23 protein-coding genes are annotated in these 23,309 nt (G+C 64.8%); 11 read left to right on the forward strand and 12 right to left on the reverse strand.

The features are described 5' to 3' along the window. Positions 1-243: 243 nt before the first annotated feature. The 3 genes from malQ to VGG53_RS17720 are packed head-to-tail and all read left to right on the forward strand — an operon-like array spanning position 244 to position 3,764. Positions 244-2,394 carry a 4-alpha-glucanotransferase gene (malQ, locus tag VGG53_RS17710; RefSeq protein ID WP_331519381.1) on the forward strand — a complete coding sequence of 717 codons (2,151 nt, stop codon included), beginning with the start codon at positions 244-246 and terminating at the stop codon, positions 2,392-2,394. Positions 2,395-2,415: 21 nt separating this feature from the next. Then, positions 2,416-3,297, forward strand: a complete 882-nt coding sequence (locus tag VGG53_RS17715; RefSeq protein ID WP_331519407.1) for an LLM class F420-dependent oxidoreductase — start codon at positions 2,416-2,418, stop codon at positions 3,295-3,297. Further along, entirely contained in the window at positions 3,294-3,764 is a 471-nt protein-coding gene (locus tag VGG53_RS17720; protein WP_331519383.1) for a nuclear transport factor 2 family protein, read from the forward strand. The genes VGG53_RS17715 and VGG53_RS17720 overlap by 4 nt, the downstream gene beginning before the upstream one ends. Positions 3,765-3,771: 7 nt before the next feature. Here the strand turns inward: VGG53_RS17720 and VGG53_RS17725 are convergent, their stop codons facing one another. The 4 genes from VGG53_RS17725 to VGG53_RS17740 form a co-directional block, all read right to left on the reverse strand. Further along, a complete protein-coding gene (locus VGG53_RS17725) occupies positions 3,772-4,953 on the reverse strand; it encodes a glycosyltransferase (protein WP_331519384.1) in 1,182 nt (393 codons plus the stop codon). 29 nt (positions 4,954-4,982) lie between these two features. Further along, positions 4,983-6,287, reverse strand: coding sequence for an NAD(P)/FAD-dependent oxidoreductase (locus VGG53_RS17730; protein ID WP_331519385.1), 1,305 nt, complete (start codon positions 6,285-6,287; stop codon positions 4,983-4,985). Positions 6,288-6,379: 92 nt separating this feature from the next. Further along, a complete protein-coding gene (locus VGG53_RS17735) occupies positions 6,380-6,808 on the reverse strand; it encodes a type II toxin-antitoxin system Rv0910 family toxin (protein WP_331519386.1) in 429 nt (142 codons plus the stop codon). A 92-nt stretch (positions 6,809-6,900) separates the two neighbouring features. After that, complete coding sequence (locus VGG53_RS17740; RefSeq protein WP_331519387.1) at positions 6,901-7,464, reverse strand: hypothetical protein; 564 nt, start codon at positions 7,462-7,464, stop codon at positions 6,901-6,903. A 150-nt stretch (positions 7,465-7,614) separates the two neighbouring features. Between VGG53_RS17740 and VGG53_RS17745 the strand changes: the two genes are divergently transcribed. The 3 genes from VGG53_RS17745 to VGG53_RS17755 all read left to right on the forward strand — a co-directional run bounded on the left by VGG53_RS17745 (position 7,615) and on the right by VGG53_RS17755 (position 11,653). After that, positions 7,615-8,631: a DNA topoisomerase IB gene (locus VGG53_RS17745; protein ID WP_331519388.1), complete on the forward strand. Its 1,017-nt coding sequence runs from the start codon at positions 7,615-7,617 to the stop codon at positions 8,629-8,631. Between the two features lie 296 nt (positions 8,632-8,927). Beyond that, positions 8,928-10,670 (forward strand): DUF4407 domain-containing protein, encoded by a 1,743-nt coding sequence (locus VGG53_RS17750; protein ID WP_331519389.1) that lies wholly within the window; start codon positions 8,928-8,930, stop codon positions 10,668-10,670. 362 nt (positions 10,671-11,032) lie between these two features. Then, positions 11,033-11,653, forward strand: a complete 621-nt coding sequence (locus tag VGG53_RS17755; RefSeq protein ID WP_331519390.1) for a peptidoglycan endopeptidase — start codon at positions 11,033-11,035, stop codon at positions 11,651-11,653. A gap of 7 nt (positions 11,654-11,660) precedes the next feature. Here the strand turns inward: VGG53_RS17755 and VGG53_RS17760 are convergent, their stop codons facing one another. Beyond that, positions 11,661-12,908, reverse strand: coding sequence for a sulfotransferase (locus VGG53_RS17760; RefSeq protein ID WP_331519391.1), 1,248 nt, complete (start codon positions 12,906-12,908; stop codon positions 11,661-11,663). Between the two features lie 28 nt (positions 12,909-12,936). On the opposite strand from VGG53_RS17760, the gene VGG53_RS17765 reads away from it, so the two are divergent. The 4 genes from VGG53_RS17765 to VGG53_RS17780 all read left to right on the forward strand — a co-directional run bounded on the left by VGG53_RS17765 (position 12,937) and on the right by VGG53_RS17780 (position 16,700). After that, positions 12,937-13,512: a TetR/AcrR family transcriptional regulator gene (locus VGG53_RS17765; protein ID WP_331519392.1), complete on the forward strand. Its 576-nt coding sequence runs from the start codon at positions 12,937-12,939 to the stop codon at positions 13,510-13,512. After that, positions 13,509-14,630, forward strand: a complete 1,122-nt coding sequence (locus tag VGG53_RS17770) for a DUF1214 domain-containing protein (protein WP_331519393.1) — start codon at positions 13,509-13,511, stop codon at positions 14,628-14,630. Before VGG53_RS17765 ends, VGG53_RS17770 begins: the two co-directional genes overlap by 4 nt. Before the next feature lie 123 nt (positions 14,631-14,753). Then, the gene (locus VGG53_RS17775) at positions 14,754-15,512 is read left to right on the forward strand and encodes a cutinase family protein (protein WP_414688993.1); all 759 of its coding nucleotides are present in this window, start codon (positions 14,754-14,756) and stop codon (positions 15,510-15,512) included. Positions 15,513-15,611: 99 nt separating this feature from the next. Continuing rightward, the gene (locus VGG53_RS17780) at positions 15,612-16,700 is read left to right on the forward strand and encodes a diacylglycerol kinase (protein ID WP_331519395.1); all 1,089 of its coding nucleotides are present in this window, start codon (positions 15,612-15,614) and stop codon (positions 16,698-16,700) included. Between the two features lie 7 nt (positions 16,701-16,707). On the opposite strand, the gene VGG53_RS17785 is transcribed toward VGG53_RS17780, so the two are convergent. Further along, entirely contained in the window at positions 16,708-17,331 is a 624-nt protein-coding gene (locus tag VGG53_RS17785; protein WP_331519396.1) for a flavodoxin family protein, read from the reverse strand. 78 nt (positions 17,332-17,409) lie between these two features. Continuing rightward, on the reverse strand, positions 17,410-17,646 hold the full coding sequence (locus VGG53_RS17790) for a CsbD family protein (RefSeq protein ID WP_331519397.1): 237 nt from the start codon (positions 17,644-17,646) through the stop codon (positions 17,410-17,412). A gap of 299 nt (positions 17,647-17,945) precedes the next feature. Between VGG53_RS17790 and VGG53_RS17795 the strand changes: the two genes are divergently transcribed. Beyond that, positions 17,946-18,527 carry a hypothetical protein gene (locus VGG53_RS17795; RefSeq protein ID WP_331519398.1) on the forward strand — a complete coding sequence of 194 codons (582 nt, stop codon included), beginning with the start codon at positions 17,946-17,948 and terminating at the stop codon, positions 18,525-18,527. 3 nt (positions 18,528-18,530) lie between these two features. Here the strand turns inward: VGG53_RS17795 and VGG53_RS17800 are convergent, their stop codons facing one another. The 5 genes from VGG53_RS17800 to VGG53_RS17820 all read right to left on the reverse strand — a co-directional run. Further along, positions 18,531-18,992, reverse strand: coding sequence for a sugar phosphate isomerase/epimerase family protein (locus tag VGG53_RS17800; protein WP_331519408.1), 462 nt, complete (start codon positions 18,990-18,992; stop codon positions 18,531-18,533). 28 nt (positions 18,993-19,020) lie between these two features. Continuing rightward, positions 19,021-19,785 (reverse strand): SDR family oxidoreductase, encoded by a 765-nt coding sequence (locus VGG53_RS17805; RefSeq protein WP_331519399.1) that lies wholly within the window; start codon positions 19,783-19,785, stop codon positions 19,021-19,023. Between the two features lie 45 nt (positions 19,786-19,830). Then, positions 19,831-21,099, reverse strand: a complete 1,269-nt coding sequence (locus tag VGG53_RS17810) for an amidohydrolase family protein (RefSeq protein ID WP_331519401.1) — start codon at positions 21,097-21,099, stop codon at positions 19,831-19,833. Positions 21,100-21,109: 10 nt separating this feature from the next. Continuing rightward, the gene (locus tag VGG53_RS17815) at positions 21,110-21,883 is read right to left on the reverse strand and encodes a class II aldolase/adducin family protein (RefSeq protein ID WP_331519402.1); all 774 of its coding nucleotides are present in this window, start codon (positions 21,881-21,883) and stop codon (positions 21,110-21,112) included. Continuing rightward, positions 21,870-23,309: class I adenylate-forming enzyme family protein (locus tag VGG53_RS17820; RefSeq protein ID WP_331519403.1), on the reverse strand; the 1,440-nt coding region annotated here is incomplete at its 5' end. The genes VGG53_RS17820 and VGG53_RS17815, both read right to left, overlap by 14 nt.

A 23,309-nucleotide genomic window follows, 5' to 3' on the forward strand; every position in this document is an offset into this window, starting at 1 on the left:
CCGATAACGGTAGGGCACCCCGCGCGACCTCGCCACGTGAACGTCTGAGCCCGGGCGAAGTTCACGTCCGCGCCGTTTGCGGTTTGCGCCACAGTGCTGTCACCTGCCATTGCTAGTGGGGAGATTCGACGAAATCTTCACTGCGCATGGTACGGCCACGAGCGAACTCAGCCCCCCGGAAAAGCGACGTCGAGGTGAACACTCGGGTCGCTTCGACATCATCTCGACAAGCAAGATGGCGGTATGAGCCAAATGGCACCGTCGTTGGCCGAACTCGCGGGTCGGTTCGGCATCGCCACCGACTACGAAGACTGGAGCGGTCGCCGGATCAGCGTCCCGGACAGCACGCTGGTCGCCGTCCTGGCTGCATTCGGCATCGCCGCTGCTGACGAGGCGGAACGCAGCGCGGCGCTGACCGCTCACGAACGCGCCCACTGGTCGCAGGCCCTGCCGCCGACCATCCTCGGGCGCCCCGGCGTTGAGACCACCTTCTGGGTACATGTGACCCACGGTCAGCCGGCCGAGGTGTGGCTGCAGCTCGAAGACGGCAGCGTCCGCAACGGAATACGCCAGGTCGACAACTTCACCGCGCCCTTTGAGCTGGACGGATGCTGGATCGGCGAAGCCAGCTTTGTGCTGCCTGACGATCTGCCGCTTGGATACCACCGGGTGCACCTGCGCTCGGGCACGTGCGACGCCAGCGCAGCGCTGATCGTGACGCCCGGCTGGCTGGGACTGCCCGAGCGGCTGGGCGACCGTCGTACCTGGGGTTTGGCCACACAGTTGTACAGCGTCTCGTCCCGCCAGTCCTGGGGTGTCGGTGACCTCACCGATCTCGTTGACCTGGCGGTGTGGTCGGCGTCGGTGCACGGTGCCGGTTACGTCCTGGTCAATCCGCTGCACGCGGCCGCACCGACGACGCCGATGGAGCCGTCGCCGTATCTGCCGACCTCACGCCGCTTCGTCAATCCGCTGTACCTCCGCGTCGAGGCCATCGCGGAGTATGCGCAGTTGCGCAAGCGTGGCCGGGTGCGCCGGCTGCGTGACGCCGTCCAGAAACACGCCGCTTCGCAGGATACGATCGACCGCGACACCGCGTGGGCGGCCAAACGGGAAGCCCTGACGCTGGTGTTCGCCGTGCCGCGAACGGCCGGCCGCGACCTGGCCTATTCGGCATTCTGTGCTCGGGAGGGCTCGGCGCTCGACGACTTCGCCACCTGGTGTGCGCTGGCCGAGAAGTACGGCGGCGACTGGCATCAGTGGCCCGAGTCGGTGCGGCATCCCGACGCCGACGGCGTCGCAAAGTTCGTCGCCAAGCATTCGTCGGCGGTGGATTTCCATCGCTGGCTGCAGTGGCAGCTTGACGAGCAACTCGCGGCCGCGCAGTCGCACGCGGTCTCGGCCGGCATGTCGCTGGGGATCGTGCACGACCTCGCCGTAGGCGTGCACCCCAGCGGAGCCGACTCCTGGGCATTGCAGGACGCACTGGCCCTCGGGGTCTCCGCCGGTGCGCCGCCCGATGAGTTCAACCAGTTGGGCCAGGACTGGTCACAACCGCCATGGCGTCCGGACCGCCTCGAAGAACTGGAGTATCAGCCCTTCCGAGCCCTGATCCGCAGCGTTCTGCGACACGCCGGCGGTGTGCGTATCGACCACATCATCGGGTTGTTCCGGCTGTGGTGGATTCCTGAAGGCCAGGCGCCCACCGAAGGCACCTACGTTCGCTACGACCACGAAGCGATGATCGGCATCGTCGCCCTGGAGGCCCATCGCGCCACGGCGCTGGTGGTTGGCGAGGATCTGGGCACGGTCGAGCCATGGGTCCGCGACTACCTACGGGCCCGCGGAGTGTTGGGTACCTCGATCCTGTGGTTCGAGCTCGAGCGCGACGGTGACGGTGGTCCGCTACCGGCGGAGTGCTGGCGCGAGTACTGCCTGTCGTCGGTGACGACTCACGACCTACCGCCGACTGCCGGTTATCTGGCCAATGAGCATGTGCGCCTTAGGGATTCGCTGGGCCTGTTGACCCGCCCGGTTGAGCAGGAGCTCGCGGCTGCGGAGGCCGAGCGGGCGGCCTGGCTGGCGGAGTTGCGGCGGGTCGGCCTGTTGTCGAAACATCCCGACGTCGAGCAGACCGTGCTCGCCCTTTACCACTACCTGGGCCGGACGCCGTCGAGGTTGCTCGGCCTTGCGCTGACGGACGCTGTTGGCGATCAGCGAACCCAGAACCAGCCAGGCACCACCGACGAGTATCCCAACTGGAGGGTGCCGCTGAGCGGCCCCGATGGGCGGGCGGTTCTGCTCGAAGAGGTGTTCACCGATCACCGGGCAATCGCGCTGGCCGACGCCATGCGCGAACGGACGGTCGTCAGCCCGACCGAGCCCACCTGTTAGCTTCGGGTTGCCATGAACACTGTGAAGTTCGCCGTGGTCGCCCCCGTCGCCGCCGGGGTCACCGCAGATCCGCGGTGGATGGCGGCCTTCGCCCGGCACCTCGAAGCGTGCGGCTTCGAGTCGATTGTCGCCGTCGAGCACACCGTCCTGGCCACCCGCTACGACAGTGTCTATCCCTACGACCAGTCGGGGCGCGTCGAGTTGGCGTCTGACTGCCCCGTTCCCGATCCGCTTGACCTGTTGTCGTTCTTGGCCGGCCACACCGACCGGCTGGGGCTGGCCACCGGGGTTCTGGTGTTGCCCAATCATCATCCCGTTGTGCTGGCCAAACGGGCCGCGACCGTAGACGCGTTGTCGGGCGGCCGGCTTCGGCTGTGCGTCGGTGTCGGTTGGCTGCGCGAAGAAATCGAGGCCTGCGGCACCGAATTCGAAAGCCGGGGCCGGCGTGCCGATGAGCAGTTGGCAGTGCTGCGGACGCTGTGGGATCAGCAGCCTGACGGTGCTACCCACCACGGCGAGTTTTTCCAGTTCGAGAACGCCGTATGTAGCCCTAAACCCGTCGTGGGGCAGCGTATTCCGGTGCATATCGGCGGACACAGCAAAGCGGCTGCCCGGCGGGCCGGTCGTCTCGGTGACGGCTTTCAGCCGTTGGGGGTGGCCAGTGCGGAGCTGGCGGCTCTGCTGGCGCTCATGCGCGACGAGGCGGTGGCCGCAGGGCGTGATCCGGCCGGTATCGAAGTGTCGCTGGGTCATTCGGTCACCAAAATCGATACCGAGCGCGCCGGGCGGTTGGCTGTCCAGGGCGCCGACCGAGTGGTGCTGGCCATGCCGCCGACCACCGATATCGAGCAGGCCAAAGACGAGTTGTCGGCCTGCGCCCAACGGCTTGCACTGTCGACATGATGCTCAGCGCGATCGACCGAGCCGCTCTCACCGACCTGGTGCACCGCTACGCCGCCGGCGTCGACGACAGGCGATTCAATTCTGTCGCAGAGCTTTTCACGGTAGATGCGGAGCTCGTACTGCCCGACCCGCCGACAACGTTGGAGCCGGTCCGCCGGCATCGTGGCCACCCCGCAATCAGAGATGCGGTTGCCACCGTCGCCGCCACTATCCGCACTCAGCACGCGATTGTCGGCGAGGTCTACGACGCGGGCACGAAACCCGGAACTGCTCGCGGGCGCATCACCTGCGTTGCCCATCACTGGGTCGAGCACGACGACCAGGTCCGCGATGTGACGTGGCATCTTCGCTACGACGACGAGTATCGGCACGTCGACCCGGACTGGCAGATTTCCCATCGGGCTTTGACGATCGACGCCATTGACATCCACCGGGTGCGACAGGTGCGGCGCGGCACCTCGGGCTGACCACCGGTCAGCCGTTATAGCCCTGGCGGGCGGCGTCTTCGATCAGATCGGCTGCCCTGGCCAGGCTGTCCGCGGGCGTGGTCATTTCAGTGGCTACCGTGCGGGCCCGTGCGGCGTATTGCGGAGAGAGAATCAGATGCAGGTCGGCTACCAGCGAATCCGGGGTCGCTTCCGAAAAGCGCCGTCCGAAACCGACTTCCAGGTCCTTGACTACGGCCGCCCACATCGGCTGATCGAGCCCGTTCCACAGGGTCAACGTCGGAGCTCCGGCCCGCAGGCCGGCGGCCGTGGTACCGGCGCCGCCGTGATGAACCACCGCGCGGCAGGCGGGGAACACGGCCGCGTGATTCACCTCGCGGACGACTTTGACCTGTGCGAGATCCGGGACGCCGCCAAAGTCATTCGGGCCCAGGCAGATCAATGCTCGGGTGCCCACCCTCGAACACGCCGCGCCGATCACGGCGATCATGTCGGCGGGGGCCGCCACCGGCGTGCTGCCAAAGCCGAAGTACACCGGCGGCGCTCCAGCCGCGATCCACGACAGCACCTCGGCATCGGAATCCGTCGGCAATTGCAGTGTCAATGCGCCCGTGAAGGGCCGCCGGTCGTCCGCAGCCGCCCATTCGCCAGCCAATGCGGGCACGCAGAGTTCGTCATAGGCCTGGATCTCCAGCGGCCGCGTGGCGCGCTCCGGTTTGTCCGGCAAACCGAGCGCTTGGCGCTGGGCGCGATCAGCCTGCGCCGAGGCTCCGTCCTGCGGGGAGCCCGGGTGCAAAATCTGCGACGGGAAGAAATGCAGTGCAGCCAGCGGAATGCGCCGGTACTCAGCGACATTGACAGCGGGCACCTGCTCGGTCATACCCGCTACCAGCAGGTCGGCATCGTCTGTCAGGGATAGCAACGCCGCGTTCTTCTCCGCTATGGCCTGGGCGACGTATTCGACGGCTTGCGGGATTGCGCTGATTGGATTCTGCAGCATGCGGGTGAAATCGTCGTCGCTGAGCAGTTCCTGCCAATCCCGTCCGTACGGGACCGCAACAAGACCCGCTGACTCGACGTACGCGCGCATTCCTGGCGGGACTGTCAAGGCCATAACCACGTCGTGACCTCGGCGGCGCAGCTCCGCGCCGACGGCGATACCGGGCTCGACATCGCCTCGGCTGCCATAGACCGCCACGACGATCTTCATCCGGGCAACTTAACGTGCCGTAAAGCGTTTCAGCCGGTCTTCGGCAGCGGAATGCCTTCGCTGGTGGAGAATTCGGCGTCACTTTGTGCCGAGAGTCCCAGCGATACGACCGACCGGGCGAAGAGCGCGTCGGTCAGATACGCCAGCGCAACGGCCCACCGGTTGACCCCTCGCGGTATCGCATACAAATGGTAAGCGCGGGTGACGAACTTGGCCGGGAAGCCCGACAGCTGAACTTTCAGTGGGTTGGCCACGGCCTGATGAGGTCCCAGGTCGACGACCAAGCCCATGTCACGGTGCTTGTACTCTCGTGTCTTCCCACGCCCGAGGCTGGCGGCCACGTTGTCGCCCAACACTTTCCCCTGCCGAATCGCATGCTGGGCAGTGGGCGGGGTGATCTTGCCGGGTTGAGTCACGTCCGGCACCGCGGCGGCATCGCCGGCCGCGAACACGTCGGGATGGCCGGGTACCACGAAGTCGGTCTGCACCTTCAACCGGCCCTTCTCGGTCGGCAGACCCAACGTCTCGATGAGCGGGGCGGCGGTCACTCCGGTGACCCACGCAACGGTGCGGGTGTCCACTCGTGAATCATCGCTGAGCACAACATGGTCTGGATGAACCTCGTTGAGTGTCAGGCCCAATCGGACGTCGACCCCGCGTCGATGCAATACCCGCATCGCGCGGTCGCCCAGCTTTTTGCCGACTTCAGGCATCACCTGCTCAGCAAGGTCCAGCAGCAAGAATTTCACCTCGGCCGGGTCGAAATCCAGCTGCTTGGCAGCGGCGTAGGCCAATGCGCGCAGCTGCACAACGAGTTCCGTCCCGGAATATGACGCGCCGACCACCACGATGGTCCGCCGAGCTCGGGCAAGTTGGGCATCTTCTTCCAAACAGGACAGCTCCAACTGCTCCAGGACATGGTCGCGCAGGTAGAGTGCCTCGGCCGTCGACTTCAAACCCCTTGCGTACTTGGCTAATCCAGGGATGTCGAACAATCGGGTGACCGATCCTGGCGTCAGTACCAGCCGGTCCCACGACAGCGAACGGGAACGCTGTTCGAGGTCGGTGAACTCCAATTGGTGCTGCGCCAAATCGACGCTGTCGACTCGCCCGCGAATCTTGCGCACACCGTTGAGGGTTCCGGCGAGCGGAATCGTCACGAATCGCGCATCGACCACTCCGCCGGCCACGTCCGGCAGCAGCGGTGTGTACAACATGTAGTCGACCGGCGAGATGATCGTGACGTCGACCTCGGTCTTGCGTAATCGGCGGGCCAGGCGCCGCGCGCACTCGAAGCCGGTAAATCCGCTGCCCACAATTACCACCGACGTCACCACATCCATGTTGCCAGCCGGCGGCGACCACAAACCGATTTCTACGGTTTCATACCTCGACCCAGTGCAATGGCGCCGTGGCGGAGCACTGACTATTCCAGGGCCGCCAAGTTGCAGACCGATTTACGCACGTCTGACTTGATGATTCGCGCCACAAGTCCGCCCAGCGGCCCGTTGAGCAGCCCACCCCCCAGGCGAGCGGTCAAGTCAAAGGTCGATCCGGGATGATTGTCGCTGACCTTCATGGCAACTGTGATGACGATGCCGCCGCGGCCGCGGCCACAAATTTCAATCGCGTTGGGTTCGTCGTATCGGGTGACGGTCCAGTGAATGACGTTTCGAAAACCCTTCACCTTGATCAGGGACGAGACGCAGGTGCCCTTTTCGATCGTTTCGGGGACCGGGCTCCGCCAGCCGCCGAATATCGTCATCCAGTCGCCGAACCGACTCAGGTCTGATGCCAACTTCCAGGCGGATTCCGGGGAAAGATCTGACGACGTCGAAACATCGACTTGTGCCACGTCGTCTCACTCTCTCTCGCGATCGAAAAGCTGCCGTCGGGCTGGACTTGCATACCCTTGGATGCCCGCGAGATAAACCGCGGGTTCGACGATCAGGTACCGGTCCAGGTCTGATCGAGCTGCTCGGCCACATCGATGACTTGTGCGGCTTGGGATTGCGGCGTATCGATTTCGTCGTTGACGTACTGCGCGATGAAACGCCGGATCTCCCCGTCGACGCCGGCGACGATACGCAGCAGCTCGCCACGAATACTCTTCGAAGACACATGGACCGTGATGTCTGACGGGCGCGGCTTGGCGACGTCGACAATCAACAGCAGCGGCTCGGCGGCGCGTGCTGTCGCGCTCAGCTTGATGTCACCGTCGACCACGAACCGCTGCTTGTCGATTCGCAGGTCGACGAGCAGGTCGATGAGCAGGGGGATATGGATGTCGAAAGTGATGCTGTCGTCGACATTACGCGTGACCTGCGGCTGCTTGATGGTCACGTTGGCGCTGACTTTGGCGATTCTGCCAGGACCCTGAGCCATCGGGGGCATCTCGAACTGACTGCCGGCGATCGCGGCGAACGCGGCGCCGACGCGCTCTTCGGTCACCGCGACTTCGAAGAAGCGCCGCCCAAACGTTTCGTAGCTGACGTACTCGTGGCCCTGCATAACTAAATACCGTCTCACGTCGCCTTCCGAGACGGCGGCTGATCCCATCGTGTCGGGCGGGCCGGACGGGCAATGGCGTTAGCCGGATACCGGCGCTGGGTAAACGAGTGCGGATGAACACATCAGCGGCTCGGCCCTAGCGATATCCGAATGCGGCTGCGCAGAAGCACGGTCGGCGGCCCCGGGCTTCGTCGGGTCCGTCGCGGGCGCGGGTTTTCCTACCTGGGTGACGACCGGGACAGCGTCGACGACGCCGAGGTGTTGGCGCGGATCGAGGCGCTGGTGATTCCGCCGGCATGGAAAAACGTCTGGATCTGTCCGCACCCGAATGGCCACATTCAGGCGGTCGGCACCGATGCGGCCGGCCGCCGTCAGTACCTCTACCACGAACGTTGGCAGGCCGAGAGATCCGAGGAGAAGTTCGAACGGACGGTGAGCCTGGCCAAAGGTCTGCCCGAATGGCGCGTTGACCTGCTTACCGACCTGCGTGACCGCGGCTTGGGGCGCTACCGCGTGCTGGCGCTCGCGCAGCATTTGATCGACCAAGGATATTTCCGGGCCGGCGGCGAGGAATACGTCGAGGAGAACGGTAGCTACGGGCTGTCCACACTGTTGCGGGACCACGTTCGAGTGCGGCGTGACTGTGTCGATTTCGACTACCCAGCCAAAAGCGGTGTGCGCCGGACGATTTCATTGGAAGATCCATTGGTAATTCGCGCGGTCCGCGCGCTCTTGCGGGCCGAGGCGGTCAGTACCCGACTGCTGGTTTACCGCACGCCCGACGGCTGGTCGGAGGTCCATGCCGATGACATCAACGCGCGATTTCGGGAGCTCGTGGGTGAGGAATTCAGCGTCAAGGACCTGCGGACGTGGCACGGCACGGTGCTGGCTGCCGAGGCGTTCGCGATCGCGCGGGAACCGACGTCCAAGACGGCTCGTCGTCGGGAGGAGGCGGCGGTAATGCGCGCGGTGGCCGATCAATTGGGCAATACGCCTGCGGTAGCGCGGAGTTCTTATGTGGATCCGCGGGTGGTGGCAGCTTATGAACAGGGCACCACCATCGCGCCGGCCCTGCGGCGAGCGCAGCGCAAGCGAACGCCGGAGGCGCGACGTGAAATCATCGAGCGGGCCACTGTGCGAATGATCAGGCGTATTGGCAACAGTTGAGCCCTCGCCGAGGGAAATACGCCCTACCGCAATGGATGCGCCAGCCTCGGCTGGTCGGAGAATCTCACGCGGCGGCGCCCGCGCCGGTTTTGGTCGCCGGAACGCTCACGAACGCGACCCGGCGGCGCTAGATGTCTGCGAGGGGGTAGTTGTGAGAGAATTCAGCCGTCGCACCGGTGCGATCCGGTATGGGCAATTCGGTTGCGTATGTGAACCGCACCACACACCCACCCGCTGATTCGATATCCACGGCCGTGGCCTTTCTGGTCGGCAGACTCTGGAGGTACCTGACTCCGATGTGCGCGCATCAAATTGCTGAATCACGAACCCCAGGCTCGTCGATAGCGGCCTGGCTCACCTGGTTGGGCGGCGGCGACCGCCTTGAACTCAACGAACGTCACGAGCGATCCACACACGCGGTCGCCGGCGTGATTGTGCTGGTCAATGTCGTATTGACCTGGTTGGTGACGACGCTCGCTGTCATGCCCGCTGTGCACCTATCGGCACCGGTCGTGGCGCCGTGGACCTTTCTATTCGCCCTGTTGGAGGGTGCGATGGCCCGGCCGATCGCGAGCGGGCCGACGCGCGGTGCTGCCGGACGCGGAATGACGGCGATGGCCGTGGTCCTGGTGATGGCCCTGGGTGGAGTCGTCGGCGAATTCGCGGCGCTCGCGCTGTTTTCCGGCTCGATTGACCGGGTGATTCAGCAACAAGCCACGCGCAACGCCGTTTCGGCGCCGGCCGTTGTCCAACAATCTACCAAGCTGCAGCAGTTGCGCGCGGCACGCGGCGCGCTTGACCAGGCCGTCGACGCGGCCCGTGCATACCGCGACGAGGCCCTGATCGTCGCACGCTGCGAATACCATCCCACACCGGCGTGTCCGCAGACCCGAATCACCGGCGTACCCGGTTCCGGACCCGAAACCCGAACGGCCAATGAGGTTCTCGCGGACTCCCAGCGAGAACTTGACCAAGCCATCGCCGCTCGCGACCGACGAGTCCCCGGGCTGGAGGACCAAATCAACCACGGCGAGCGTGCGCGCGACGAAGCTCGTCAGAGCGCGATCGCGGACTTGGATCACGGTTTGGGCTCGCGTTGGGTCGCGATGCAACAGTTGACGTCGGCTGGCGCAGGCACACTGGCATTGCGCTTGCTCACGGTCGGCTTCTTCATAGCCTTGGGCGTATTGCCACTGATCCTGCGACGGTGGCGCGGAGATACGAGCCACGATCGCCACGCGCAAGCCCGCGCCGAACGCGAACGCGCCGAGTTGGTAGCCGATACAGCTATCGCCGTAAAGCGAGCGCAGGTGCTTGCGGCCGCCGAAACCATGTGGGCCGAGCAGCAACTCGAACAAACCCGGCTGGCCGTCGAGGCGCAGACGGAAATCGACCGCGCGCAGCTTCGTCATCGGGTGAACGCCGCGATTGAGGTCGCGACACCCGACGCGGAACCCGTGGACGACGACATCTACCTGCCGATCGCCGCCGAGGCGCACGCTGCGAGTCTCGCTGCCCCGGCGTCGGCGACCACCGGGGTGAGCGAGGCAAGGAATCTACCGGCATTAATCGAGCCGCCCGATATGCCAGCCACACAGTCGATTCCGACCATCCCCGATGTCACCAGAGCAGCCGCTCGCTGGATCCGCCCGCTGGTGCCGAATTTCGTAGCCCGTGCGATCGACACGTCAACGCATCCGCTTCGCACCGCGCGCCAAGTCATCGAAGAGTTCGAGGAAATCACGTTCTCGCTCAAGAGAACTCACAGGATCACTGTCGAAACCGAGGAGGACGCCGGCACATCATCCGCCTCGAGGTCGGTCTCGATCCATTCGCAGGACGATCGCGACAACAGTGACCTCAACGCGGGCACTGCTGCGGCCCAGGAGGTTTCGGCGCATCGTCCATCAGCGGGGGGCGCGAAAGGCCACTCGGTGATTTCCGGAAGTCGGGGAAAGCAACCCGATTTGACCGAACGTGACGGGCCTACTGAGCTGCGTGCAGCCGACGGACCGCGGCAACTGCCACCCGCTCAATAATCAACGCACTGAGCGCAGTCCCGTCAATCTGCAAGTAACTTGACGAATAGTCCACCCAAACCGCATCGCTGGCCTGCGTAGATGCGCCTAAGCAAGGCGCTTAACCGAGATTTCGCTCACAGCGGCAGATAACGCTTTGTTATACATGGCCTTTGGCTTAAAGTTGCTGCATCCGGGGGCATTGCTCAGCGAAAAGTCAAGAACGGGTTACTCTTCCACGCATGTGGAATGGACTGTTTGGAAACCCCTGTCTAGCAGGGCTTTTTGCGCGTACGTGTAATGCATATCATTGGCTTCTAGCAAAAGTGATGGGGCGCACAAATTTTGGCCAGTTATTGATCTTGTAAGTAACGTTCCGCCGCATGTTTGTTTTAGCGACGCTGATGACCCTGATTCAGCAGATGTCAGGCACGCCGTACGTCACCGGCGGAGATTCCCCGGCGGGTACGGACTGTTCGGGTCTGGCCTCCTTGGTGTCGAACCTGGCGACCGACAGGCCGGCTTTCGGCAGCAGGTTCAACACCGGGAATGAAGAGTCGGCGTTGTTGGCACGCGGCTTCAGGTACGGGACCGCGCCCGGCGCCTTGGTGATCGGCTGGAACGGTGGCCACACCGCGGTGACGCTGCCCGACGGGACTCCCGTCGCCAGCGGCGAAGGCGGTGGGGTGCGAATCGGTGGCGGCGGTGCCTACCAGACGCAGTTCAGCCATCACATGTACCTGCCGGTGGACCCCGACGCGCCCGAGGGTGCCCCGGCGCCGGTCCTGGTGAGCGCGGTCGCTCCGGAGCCACCCCCGGCTGGTCCTGACCCGGCCGAGGCCCCGGCTCCCCCGCCGCCGGCCCCCGACGACGCTCCGGCTCCCCCGCCCCCGCCTGGTCCTGACCCCGCCGAGGCTCCGGTTCCGCCGCCGCCGGCCCCCGATGTGGCTCCGGCCGAGGCGCCGGCTCCCGACGCCGCGCCGGCGCCGCCGGCAGCGGCCTAGGGCGCGGTCAAGCCAAGAAGCGCTCGGTGTAGCGGGTGAATCGGGCGGGCAGGTCGTGCTCGTCGAGTCCGAAGGTTTCCGCGGACACCGCGATCCTGCCCAACCGGCCCCGCTGATGGTGGGTCAGGTAGTCAGTGATCGCCGTGCGGGCAGTGTCATCGAGCGGTTCGCCTGCCAGGTGGTAAATGCGTTCGGCGACCGCGCGCTCGTCGGCCATGAAGTCGTCGAAACGGACGTCGATCGAGCGCTCCGGCGGGATGACGTCCCGGTCACGCACCAGCGCCTCGAGCATCTGCTGCAGGCGGTCGGCCCAGGACGCGGCAATCTCGTGCACCGGCACCGGCGACTGATGCATCCGCGCCGTATAGGTGAGCATCGCCAGCATCGAGAGCACCACCGGCACCGGGTCGCGGTGGGTACACACGACCACCACACCGGGAAACACGGCGTCCAGCACCGGTAGCTGCTCAAGGTGCTGCGGTGACTTCAGGAGCCAACGCCGGCCGCCCCGAAGGAACTGTAGGGCTTTCAACTGCAGGCGCAAGTGCTGGTAGGACGATGTCTGGTCGTGCGCCAGGTAGTAGTCGCGCCAGCGCGGCACGTGGGCCAGCGTCTCGAACAGCATCGTGGAGAAGTCATTGGCCAGCAGCTGGATCTCTTCATGGACGTGCTCGGTGGTCATCTCGTGCATCAGCGGAAAGTGCGGCATCGCGGCGTTCATGAACTCGACGGCGGCATCCATGCGTGCCCGACGCGGGTCGGGCTCGATCCCTAGCTCGGCCGCCAGCGGAAAAGGCTCGACGCTTTCCCAGTACGGGATGGTGCGGAACGTCGGTCCCGCCGCCAGCATGTTGTGCAGATGAGTGGTGCCCGTACGCGGCAGGCCGGCGATGACCACCGGTGGGAGCAATTCGACGTCGCGGATCTCGGGATGTCGCGCGAGCAGGTCGTTGAGCAGCAGCCGATTTTTGAGTGCCTGCAGCACCTGCGCGTGGAAATTGACGATCCCGGAGCCGTGCAGGCCGTCGATCTCGCGCAGCGCGGCGAGGTAGATCTCGAGGCGCTCCCGGTAGTCGTCGGGCCCGAAGTCAGTCAATCCGGTCTCCGCCGTCGCTTTGGCGTGCAGCGTAGTGGCGTCCAGCGGGCAGTCGGCTGCCATTGTCGCCATCAGTTCGCGGATCTGGTTGATCTGTGGGCTGAACCGCGGCTCGGCCAGGTCGTCGAGATGCACGAGTGCTGCAGCGGCGTCGGTCATGGCGAATTATGTTACTTTGAGTTTCGTAATGACGACAGAACTTGGCCGACCCCGGGACAAACGCATCGACAGTGCGGTGCTGCGCTCGACCGTTGAACTGCTCGCCGAAACCGGCTACGCCGACCTTTCGGTCGATGCGATCGCACGACGGGCCGGCACCAGCAAACCGGCGATCTACCGGCGGTGGCCCAGCAAGGCGCACCTGGTCCACGAGGCGGTCTTTCCGATCAGCGACGCCACTGCGCTCCCGGACACCGGGTCCTTGGCGGGCGACGTGCGTGAAATGGTCAGCCGTACGGCGGACTTTTTGACCACCCCGGCTGCCCGGGCGGCGCTGCCCGGGCTGGTCGGCGAGATGGCTGCCGACCTGACACTGCACGCGGCACTGCTGGAGCGCTTCGGCGACATCCTCTCTCGCGGGTTGACCGACCGCCTCAACGACACCGTCGCACGCGGTGAGGTGCGGCCCGACATCACTGCCGCCGCGATGGTCGAGGTCGTCGCCGGTACCACCTTCCTGGCCCTGCTGACCCGCGGGCACGCCCTTGACGCTGCCTGGGTAGATCGCACGGCCGCACTGATCACGAGAGGAATCCGCCGATGACCCACAGCGAGCACGAGTCCACCGCCGCATGGCGAGAGCTGGTGGACACCTTGCGCGAGTTGGATCGCTCATTTTTGGACGGAGAGCGCGCCGTCGCCGACGACCGGCACATCGCCGACGGCTACCGGATGATCGCGACCACTTTGGGCGTCGCGTTCGACACCTATCTGTTCGGCGAGCCAAGCCGGCCGATGTTCGTGGAAGTCAACACCCCGTTTCGGCGCGACCGGCGGTGGGGGGGCGACAACACCGACGCCTACTACTACATCTGTCCGGTCGATCCCGGGCGTCGATACCGGATCAGTGGCAGCCGCGGCGACAGCGTCTACTTTTCGCTGACCGCTTACAACGAGCCGTCGCCGGGAGCATGGTCGGACCGCATCGTGGCCATCGTGCGCGACGACCACCTGAACATCGATGCCGCCGGCAACTTCTCGTTCGACCTCGGACCCACGCCGGATGCGGCAGTGCTGATGACCCGCGACTACCAGGCCGATCCCTTGACCGGGCGCCCCGTCAATTGGCAGATCGAGGCGCTCGACGAGCCCGAACCGATCCGGCACGGTGATGCCGAGACCGCGGCGCGGCTGCGGGCCAGCACCGCTTGGCTGCGCACGATGTTTGCGATTCTCCCGCTGGCGGTCGGGGCGCGAGGGGACGCGGCCCACGCGCTGGGCCACGAGATCGCGCACGCGGCCAACGAGTTCGCCGACCCCTACCAAGTCCCGGACGCCAACTTCGGCTGGTCGGCGCGCGACGCCTGTTACTCCTACGGCAGCTTTGTCCTCGACGAGGACGAGGCGCTCGTCGTCACCCACCGCCCGCCACACTGCCGTTTCTGGAATCTGGTGGTGTGGAACCAATTCATGGCCACCCACAGCGCCACCGACGCGCGTTGCTCGATCAACGGCCACAGCGCAGCGCTCAATGTTGACGGCAGTGTGACGATCGTCATCTCCCAAGCGATGACGGCACATCCCAATTCCCTGACCACACTTGGCTATCCCCGCGGCAACCTCGCTTTCCGATGGTTTCTCGCCGATAAAATCCCGGCCCGACCGGAAGTGCGGCTGGTCAAGCTGGCCGATCTGCCGTCCAGCGGTGCGGGGTCGCGCTGAATCTTCCTGCCCCGGCGGCCAACAGCGCTGACCCGGCCTGCGACCGGTCCGGGGCATCCCGTCACGACACGCGGAAGTACTCAGGTTATGCGCAGAAACTTCTTAGTTTGGACGAGCGCCGGTATGGGAACGTTGTGCACCATGATGGTCCGTCATGTCCCCTTTTTCGTTGGTACCGCGATGATCACAGCTTGGGGCCTCAATGCTTCGGTTTTGCCGACCGCTGCGGTCCCCTCTGCCGCCGCCCAGCCGTGTCCCGATACCCAAGTGGTGTTCGCCCGGGGAACCGGTGAGGAGCCGGGTGTCGGCCCCACCGGCCAAGCCTTCGTCGACGCGCTGCGCGGCCGCCTGGGCGGAAGGTCGATGGACGTCTATCCGGTCAACTACCCGGCCAGCGACCAGTGGTCCACCGGACTCGACGGCATCAGGGATGCGGGGACGCACATCGTCAACGAGGCCGGCGCCTGCCCCAATACCAAGATGGTGCTCGGAGGGTACTCGCAGGGCGCGGCGGTGGCGGGCTTTGTCACCTCATCGGCCGTCCCGGATTCGGTGCCGCAAGACGTCGATCCGGCATCGATCCCCAAACCGCTAGACCCTGCAATGGCCAGCCACGTCGCTGCGGTCGTACTTTTCGGCGCACCCAATGTGCGCGCGATGGACTTTCTCGGCCAGCCCAAGCTGGTCGTCGGGCCGCTCTATCTGTCGAAGACCATCCAGGTGTGCGCCGTCGAGGATCCCGTCTGCTCTGACGGGGTGAACTTTGCCGCGCATAACACCTACGCCGACGACGGAAACGTGATCTCCCAGGGTGCGGACTTCGCCGCGAGCCGCCTGCAAGGCGGCGCGGCGCCGGCTCCGCGCCAGGGCTTCGGCAACTGAGCTGACGGGAAGTCTCCGACGGCGATTCGTCGCGCCGGCCTACGCCGTGGACTAGCGTCGAGCACGGTTTGTCGCTAGATCCACTGACGGAGGACAGCTATGGCGATCCGGGTCGCCCACGTCGGCACTGGAAACGTCGGTCGGTTGGCGTTGATCGAGCTGGTCACCAATCCAGACTTCGAGCTGAGCGGGGTCTGCGTCTCGACACCAGAGAAGGTCGGTAAGGACGCCGGCCGGCTCGCCGGCCTGGACATGACCACCGGCGTCGCAGCGGTCGATGACCTCGATGCCGTGCTCGCGACCCGGCCGGAATGCGTGGTGTACTGCGCAATGGGCGACACCCGTCTGCCGGAAGCGATGAAAGATGTCATGCGCATCCTTGCCGCCGGCATCAACGTGGTCGGGTCGTCGCCGGGAATGCTGCAGTATCCGTGGGGCGTCATGCCCGAGAAATACATCACACGCGTCGAAGATGCTGCACGACAAGGTAACTCGAGTATCTTCATCAATGGCGTTGATCCTGGATTCACCAACGATCTGATTCCGTTCGCGCTCGCCAGCACCTGCCAGCGAATCGAGCAGGTGCGCTGCATGGAGATCGCGGACTACGCGACGTACGACGGCGCCGAGGTCATGCATTACATGGGATTCGGCAGGCCGCTGGACGACACCCCAATGCTATTGCTTCCAGGCGTGCTCAGCATCGCCTGGGGTACCGCGATCCGCCAGCTGGCGGCGGGCCTGGGTATCGAAGTCGACGAGATCACCGAGTCTTACCAGCGCGAACCGGCGCCGGAAGACTTCGACATCGCGGTTGGACACGTCGCCAAAGGAACAACGGCCGCGCTCCAGTTCGAAATACGCGGCATGGTCGCCGGCCGTCCCGCCATCGTCATCGAGCACATCACCCGGCTCCGCGAAGACCTGCGACCCGATTGGCCGCAACCAGCTCAGCCCGGCGGATCGTATCGGGTGGAGATCGTCGGCGAGCCGTCCTACACCGTCGATATCTGCCCGACCAGCCGTAAGGGTGACCACAACCACGCGGCGATCGTCGCCGCGGCGGGCCGGATCGTCAACGCCATTCCGGCCGTGGTCGCTGCGCCGCCCGGAATCAGGACAACGATGGATCTCCCACTTGTCACTGGAACCGGGCTATACGCTCGCGAGGGCGTCGCCGCGAGCTAGCTGAAATTTACTGGTAGGCAGGGTATTCCGCAGACTTGAGTACCTTCGCCAAGTGCACGGCATTGCGCGCGGCGGCCGCAGTGGCCGACGCGACAGGTTTGGGTACCTCATCGAGTTCGTTGTAATCGGTGGATTCCATCGCCGCGCCGTTCCAGTAGGTGCACCCTTGCGCAGGAATGCTGTACCCAATGTCGTTGAGCGCCTGGAAGACGTCAGCCACCGTTTTGTGTGCCCCGTCCTCGTTGCCGACCACGCTGACGATCGCCACCTTGCCCGCCATGGCCGGTCGACCCTCGTCGTCATTGTTGGACAATTCGGCGTCAAGTCGCTCCAGCACTCGCTGCGTGATACTCGACGGGTGGCCGAGCCACACCGGAGTGCTCACAAGCAAGATGTCGGCGCTGAGCACTCGGCGCCTGATGTCGGGCCAAGCGTCACCGTCACCCATGTCGTTCTCCACTCCGGGAACGATGTCAAAGTCCGCACACCGCAGCGCCTGACACGTCACATTTTCCTCGCGAAGGTGGGCGAAGACATGTTCGGCGATCAATTCACTGCTCGATGCGGCCGGACTGGGTTTCAGGCTGCACACCAAGGCCAGCGCGCTGAGCGAAGAATTCGAGGTAGTCACTGCGCATGGCTACCCGGGTAATCCAGCCGAGAAACGGCCCGGCCCGACGAGCGGACCGGGCCGTCCAACGTACAGGCCCTACTGGTGCTTCTTCTGGCGCTCTTCGGCCGCGTCCGCGCCGCTGCGAGCCGACTCGGCTTGAGCTTCCTTCTTGGCCGCATCGCGCTCAGCATCGGCCTTGTCCTGTTGAGCCTTACCCTCTTGGACAATGTCGTCGCGGCCGGCAACGGTTCCGCCAACTTCCTTGGCCTTGCCCTTGATGCCTTCGACGGCACCCTTGATGCCTTCTTCTGGGCCGCTGTTCTTCTCCCCCATGGGTTGATCCTTCCTCTAGTCAGAGTTGAGCTTTCGCTCTCATGTGCGAATACGGCTGGATACGTAACCCACTGCCCTGCAAAGATATTCGAGATATCTGACGCAGCGCAGATCAACCGGTATTTATTCGCACGCAAAGCATTCCCACCGAGGCATCCGGTCAAACACCGTCGGGCTGGGAGATTTCGATCTTGCGAGCCTGCGGCAGCCTTGGCCGACGACGAGAATCGGGTCGACTGCACCAGACCGCCTCGCTCTGGGCTACCGTTGCGCGTACCTGATCTAAGGAGTGCGGTGCAATGAGGATCCCCCGTACGGTGATGGCCGCGGCCGTCGTGACGACCTTGGCGGGAGTGTCGACCGTCGGCTGCAGCAGCCATTCGACGTCGTCGACGCCGACCACGGGATCTGGCACCACCACCCACGCTGCGATCAGTGACTACACCAAACTGCTGATCAAGACCAGCGACATCAAAGCTCCCGATACCTTCACGGCCGGCCCGGCGACCAAAGATCCGAATGGTCAACAAGGCGCCACGATCACCTTCACCGACCAAGACCACAGTCACACGATTATCGACACCATCCAGATTCTGCTCGACCCCGAAGCAACCGCCAACGCGCTGGATTCGGCCAAGGCGATGCGCCGCGAATCTCTGCAAGCGAAGTCGCTGAACGCTGATGTCGGGGTCGGCGGTGTGACGGTTTCGGGGTTGTCGCCGGACCACTCCAAAGGGGTGACGGTGTTGCTGTTCACCGAGGGCAAGGCGTTGGTCACCCTGGAGTTCGACGGCCCGTCTTATGCGCTGGCGCCGTCGGACTTTGTCACCGAGGTCGGCCAGAAGCAAGACGAGGCGATCAAGAACGGCCTCGGTGGCTGAGGCTCAACGGGTTTCGTGAGCGTCGGCCAGCAGCGTCCGCGCGCTGGTGACGCACGGCAGTAACCGATCATAGGCATCCACGCCGGACTCGGCGCGCGAGCGCATCGGTATCTCCAATCCAACGACGCGATCATCCGGTAGGGCGGCAAGCATGTCTGCCAGCGGCAACTCCCCATCGCCGGGCGGCATCCGCTCGTACATGGCTTCCTCGGCGTAATTCTTCATCCTGGGTTGCAGCATGGTGTCGCTCAGTTGGATGTAACCGATCCGATGTGCAGGTACCGACCGAAGATCGTCGGCGGTGGCGCCGAAGCGTGCCACATGCATCGTGTCGATGAGCAGGCTGATCCCGTCCCGGTCCACGTACTCGACGGCGGCCAGGGCCGACGGAAGGTCTGCGATGCTCAGGCCGACAACGGGTTCCACACACGTAGCGATACCTCGTTCGCCGGCCAGTGCAGTCAGCGCGGCCGGTCCATGTCAGCGTTCCCGCTCAGCCGCCCACCATGGCAAGTCCGCCGTCGACCGGGATCAACTGGCCGGTGATGAATCCGGCTCCCGCACTTGCCAGGAATACCAGCACCGGCCCCAAGTCGCCGGCGGGATCGCCGAGCTTTCCGCCCAACGGAATGGACAGTTTCATCTGCTGGTCGATGTATGCGGCGGCGTCCGGGCCCAGGAAGTTTCGCAGTCGATCCGCACCCGGTGTTTGAACCGCGGGCGCAAGCGCGTTGACGGTGACCCGGTCTGCGCCCCACGCCTTGGCCGCCGACCGGGTCCAGGCTTGCACCGCGCCCTTGGTGGCGGCGTACACCGCTGCGATGGGACTGCCCATCACCGCCTCAGCGGACCCGAAATTGATGATCTGGCCGCCGTTTTCGCGCATCACCGCATGGGCTGCCTGATTCGTCAGGATCGTCGCCTTGACGTTGGTTTCCAGCAAGAAGTCGATCGCTTCGCTGCTGATCTGCCCCGGCACTCCCGGTTGCCACAGGCCGGCCGCGTTGACCAGCACATCCAGGCCGCCGAGTTCACGCACTGCGCTGCTGAACGCGGTATCGACCGAGTCGACGTCGCGGGCGTCGCACTGCTGCCATATCACCGCCGGCGTGTCATCGGCCGGCGCAGTGTTGTGATAGGTGGCGGCCAGCCGCGCTCCGGCGGCGTGCAAAACACGCACGGCGGCGGCGCCGATCCCGGTGGCACCGCCGGTAACCAGGATGCGCCGTCCATCCAGTGCGGGGCGCGGAACCGTCATGGCCGCGGAGTCTATCGGTCTGCGAACAAACTGGCTCGCCAGTCGTCAGAACGCGTCTGGATCCCGCTGTACTTCGACCGGCACGGGGTGGCGGTATAAGCGCGATGCGTTCTCCCAGGTGATCTTCCGAATCACGTCCGACGGCAAGTCGGCGATCTGCTCGTGGACCGTCTCCTGGGTGTGCGGCCAGGTCGAATCGCAGTGCGGATAGTCGGCTTCCAACATGATGTTGTCGACGCCGATACGGTCGTGCTGCACGAACGAGGACTTGTCTTCCACAGCGCAGAACCAGAAATTACGCGTGAACACCTCCGCCGGAGTTAGGCTCTCGCCCAACGCTGCCCAGGTGCCATACATCGCGTGATAGCTCAGCATGTGATCGAGGCGATCCAATAACCCTGCGACCCAGCCGATTCCGCCTTCAGACAAACAAATCTTCAGATCAGGGAATCTGCTCGGCAATCCCGAGTAGAGCCAGTCGACTGCCGCCGAGATGGCGTAGGCGAAAAACAGTACGCCCTGCACATCCGGTGGTGCGTCCTCGGTGGTTGACGGCGACGAACCCGACGATCCGATGTGCAGGTTCACCACCGTGTCGGTTTCGGCGCAGGCCGTCATCATCGGGTCCCAGTGCCCGGAGTGGATGCTCGGCAATCCCAGCATCGAGGGGTTCTCGCTGAACGTGACGGCGTGGAATCCACGCTCGGCGTTCTCGCGGATCATCTTTGCGCCGAGTTCGGGATCCAGCAGCCAGGGCAACTGGCACGGAATGATCCGACCGGGGTGCGAACCTGCCCACACTTCGTGGTGCCAGTCGTTCCACGCCCGTACCGAGGCCAATGCAAGGTCGCGGTCATTGGTCACCTGCTGCAACCGTTGGCCGGCGAAACCCGGCAAGAACGAGGGAAAGTTCAGCGACGCGTAGATTCCGTTCAGGTCCATGTCCCTGACGCGCTCATTGATGTCCCATGCACCCCTGCGCATTTCGTCGAATCGGACCGGTTCGAAGCCGTACTCCGACACCGGTCGCCCAACGACCGCGTTGAACCCGACATTGGGCAGGACCTGGTCGTCGTAGACCCATGTTTGGCCGCCGTCGGCCGTGTCAACCACTTTCGGGGCGCGATCAGCGAACCGTTGCGGCAAACGTCCGGTGAACGTGTCCGGGGGTTCGACGATGTGATCGTCCACCGAGATCAACGTGTAGCGACGTGGCGCCCTCGACGGGTCAGGCAAAAAGGTGACCGACCGGTCCTCGCCGGTCTTGGCGGTGGTAAAGCCCAGGTTGGCGGCCAGCTCATCGATCGATTTCATCGCAACCCACTCAGTCCAGAACCGCGGAATCGGCTTTGATGGTCAGGCGGGCGGCTCCCGCCCAGTACACGTCGGCGGCTCGTTCGATCAGCGACCTCTGCATGCCCGCCATGTCCGGCCAATTCATCGGCACAGGCTCGTTGCCGGTGAGCATCACGTCGTAGGCCAGCTTGCAGACTCGCTCGATCGACGCGGCGCGGTACACGGCCTCGGCCAGGTTGCGGCCCGTTGCGATGACGCCGTGATTCGCCAGAATCGTCAGGTTGGTACCGCCGATGCGGGCCGCGAGATCGGCTGCGCGCGTTGCGCTGTCGATCTCGCCGTCGTAGGAATCGACCAGACACAGGTCGTCCAGGAACAGCGAGCCGGTCTGATGCACCAATTCTGGCAGCCTGCCGAGTGCGGCAAGCACGCAGACGTAGTACGGGTGATTGTGAATGACCACCCGCGCGTCAGGCCGGACGCGATGCAATTCGGTATGGATGTGGATCGCCGGAGTGACATCCCAACGACCGTGGACCACCCGCGCTTCGGCATCGACCACGCAGATATCCGACGCGGTGATCTCCTGCCACCACAGTCCCCACGGGTTGACGAACATGTCGGTCTGTTCGTCGGGTTGCCAGGTGATGTGCCCGGCCAGATTCTCGGCGAAGCCGATAGAAGCCAGGTGACGGAAGGCCACCGCCAGCGCCTGCTCCCTCGAAAGGTCAACTCCGATCGGCGGAATGACCGACGGTGCCCACACCTCCAGGCCGCCTCGCCGCGCATCAGGAGTGTTCATTGTCGGCCTCCATCCTGGCTCCAATATTCTCACGAAGCCGGCTTTTGGCGATCTTCCCGCCCGATGATCGCGGTAATTCGTCGACTACGACCAGTCGTTCAGGCAGCAGCTCCTTGGAAACACCTGCTGCCAACAGATACTCGACGAGGGCGGACAAGTCGATCGTTTGCGAGTCGACGAGTTCGGTATAGAGGCAGACCTTTTCGCCGAACACCGGGTCGGGCATCGCGACCGCTGCTGCGACCGCGATCGCGGGGTGCATCATCGCGGCATCCTCGACCTGGCCTGCGCTGATGTTCTTGCCGCCGCGCAGGATGAAATCGGACGTCCGGCCGGTGACGCGCAGGTATCCGTCGGCGTCGATCTCGCAGATGTCGCCCATCCGCATCCAGCCGTCGCGGGTGAACAGCTGGTCATGGTCGGTGCCGCCGAGGTACCCGAGGCTGGTCGCCGGACCCCGGCAAGCAGGCTGACCCCGGCCCGCTTCGGTGACGTCCCGGTCGCCGTCGAACAGGCGGACCGACATCTCGGGGACGATCCGGCCGGCCGTGCGTAACCGACGCGACTGCGAGTCGTTCAGCGTGGTGGCGCTGAGCAGGCCGGTCTCATTGGAGCCGTAGAACTGCAGAATCTTTGCTCCGGTGAATGTTTCGAACTCCGCCGCGGGCCGGTACGGCAGCGCCTCCCCGCCGGTGAAGACGACGCGCAACGAGCTCAGGTCGTACTCGCGCGACGCGTGGTCGGCCATCAGCATCGTCAATTGTGTACTGACACAGCACAGCACGGTCACTCGGTGCGCTGCTATCGCCTGACATGTCGCTCGCGCCGTAAAACGGTCCAGAATCACGGCTGTGGCGCCCAGATAAATCGGGGTGGTGTGGCTGGTCCAGATGCCGAACCCGAAAGGCATCGGAATGACCGGCAAGAACACGTCATCAGGCGTCAGTCGCCCGTTGGCGACCGCCTTCTGGTGAAAGTAATGCCAGCGATTCTGGGTGTGCACCACGCACTTGGGCAGTCCGGTGGTGCCCGACGTCGAGTTGATCAAAAACACATCGTCGGGCCCGAGCGGGGCCCCGACCCCCGACACGGTAAGCCCGCCGTCGACGTCCAACCGGGGTACGCGGCTGCCCTCAGCGAGCGCCAGCACCGAAACGTCGGCGCCCGATGCGGCCTCGGACGCGGCATCGCTGCGCTGGTGATCGCTGATCAGGATCTTTGGCTGCGAGTTGTGCAGTATCGCGGCGACCTCCCGGGTGCCGGCGCGCGCGCCGATGCCGACGACGACGGCGCCGCATCGCTCGACGGCCGCGAACAGCACGTGGATGGCGGCGGAGTCACCGTGCCATACTGCGATCCGATCACCCCGGGTTACCCCGATGCCGGCCAACTGTTCGGCCAGAGCCGTTGCCGCAGAATCAAATTC

This window comes from Mycobacterium sp., from assembly GCF_036490025.1.
Classification (GTDB): domain Bacteria; phylum Actinomycetota; class Actinomycetes; order Mycobacteriales; family Mycobacteriaceae; genus Mycobacterium.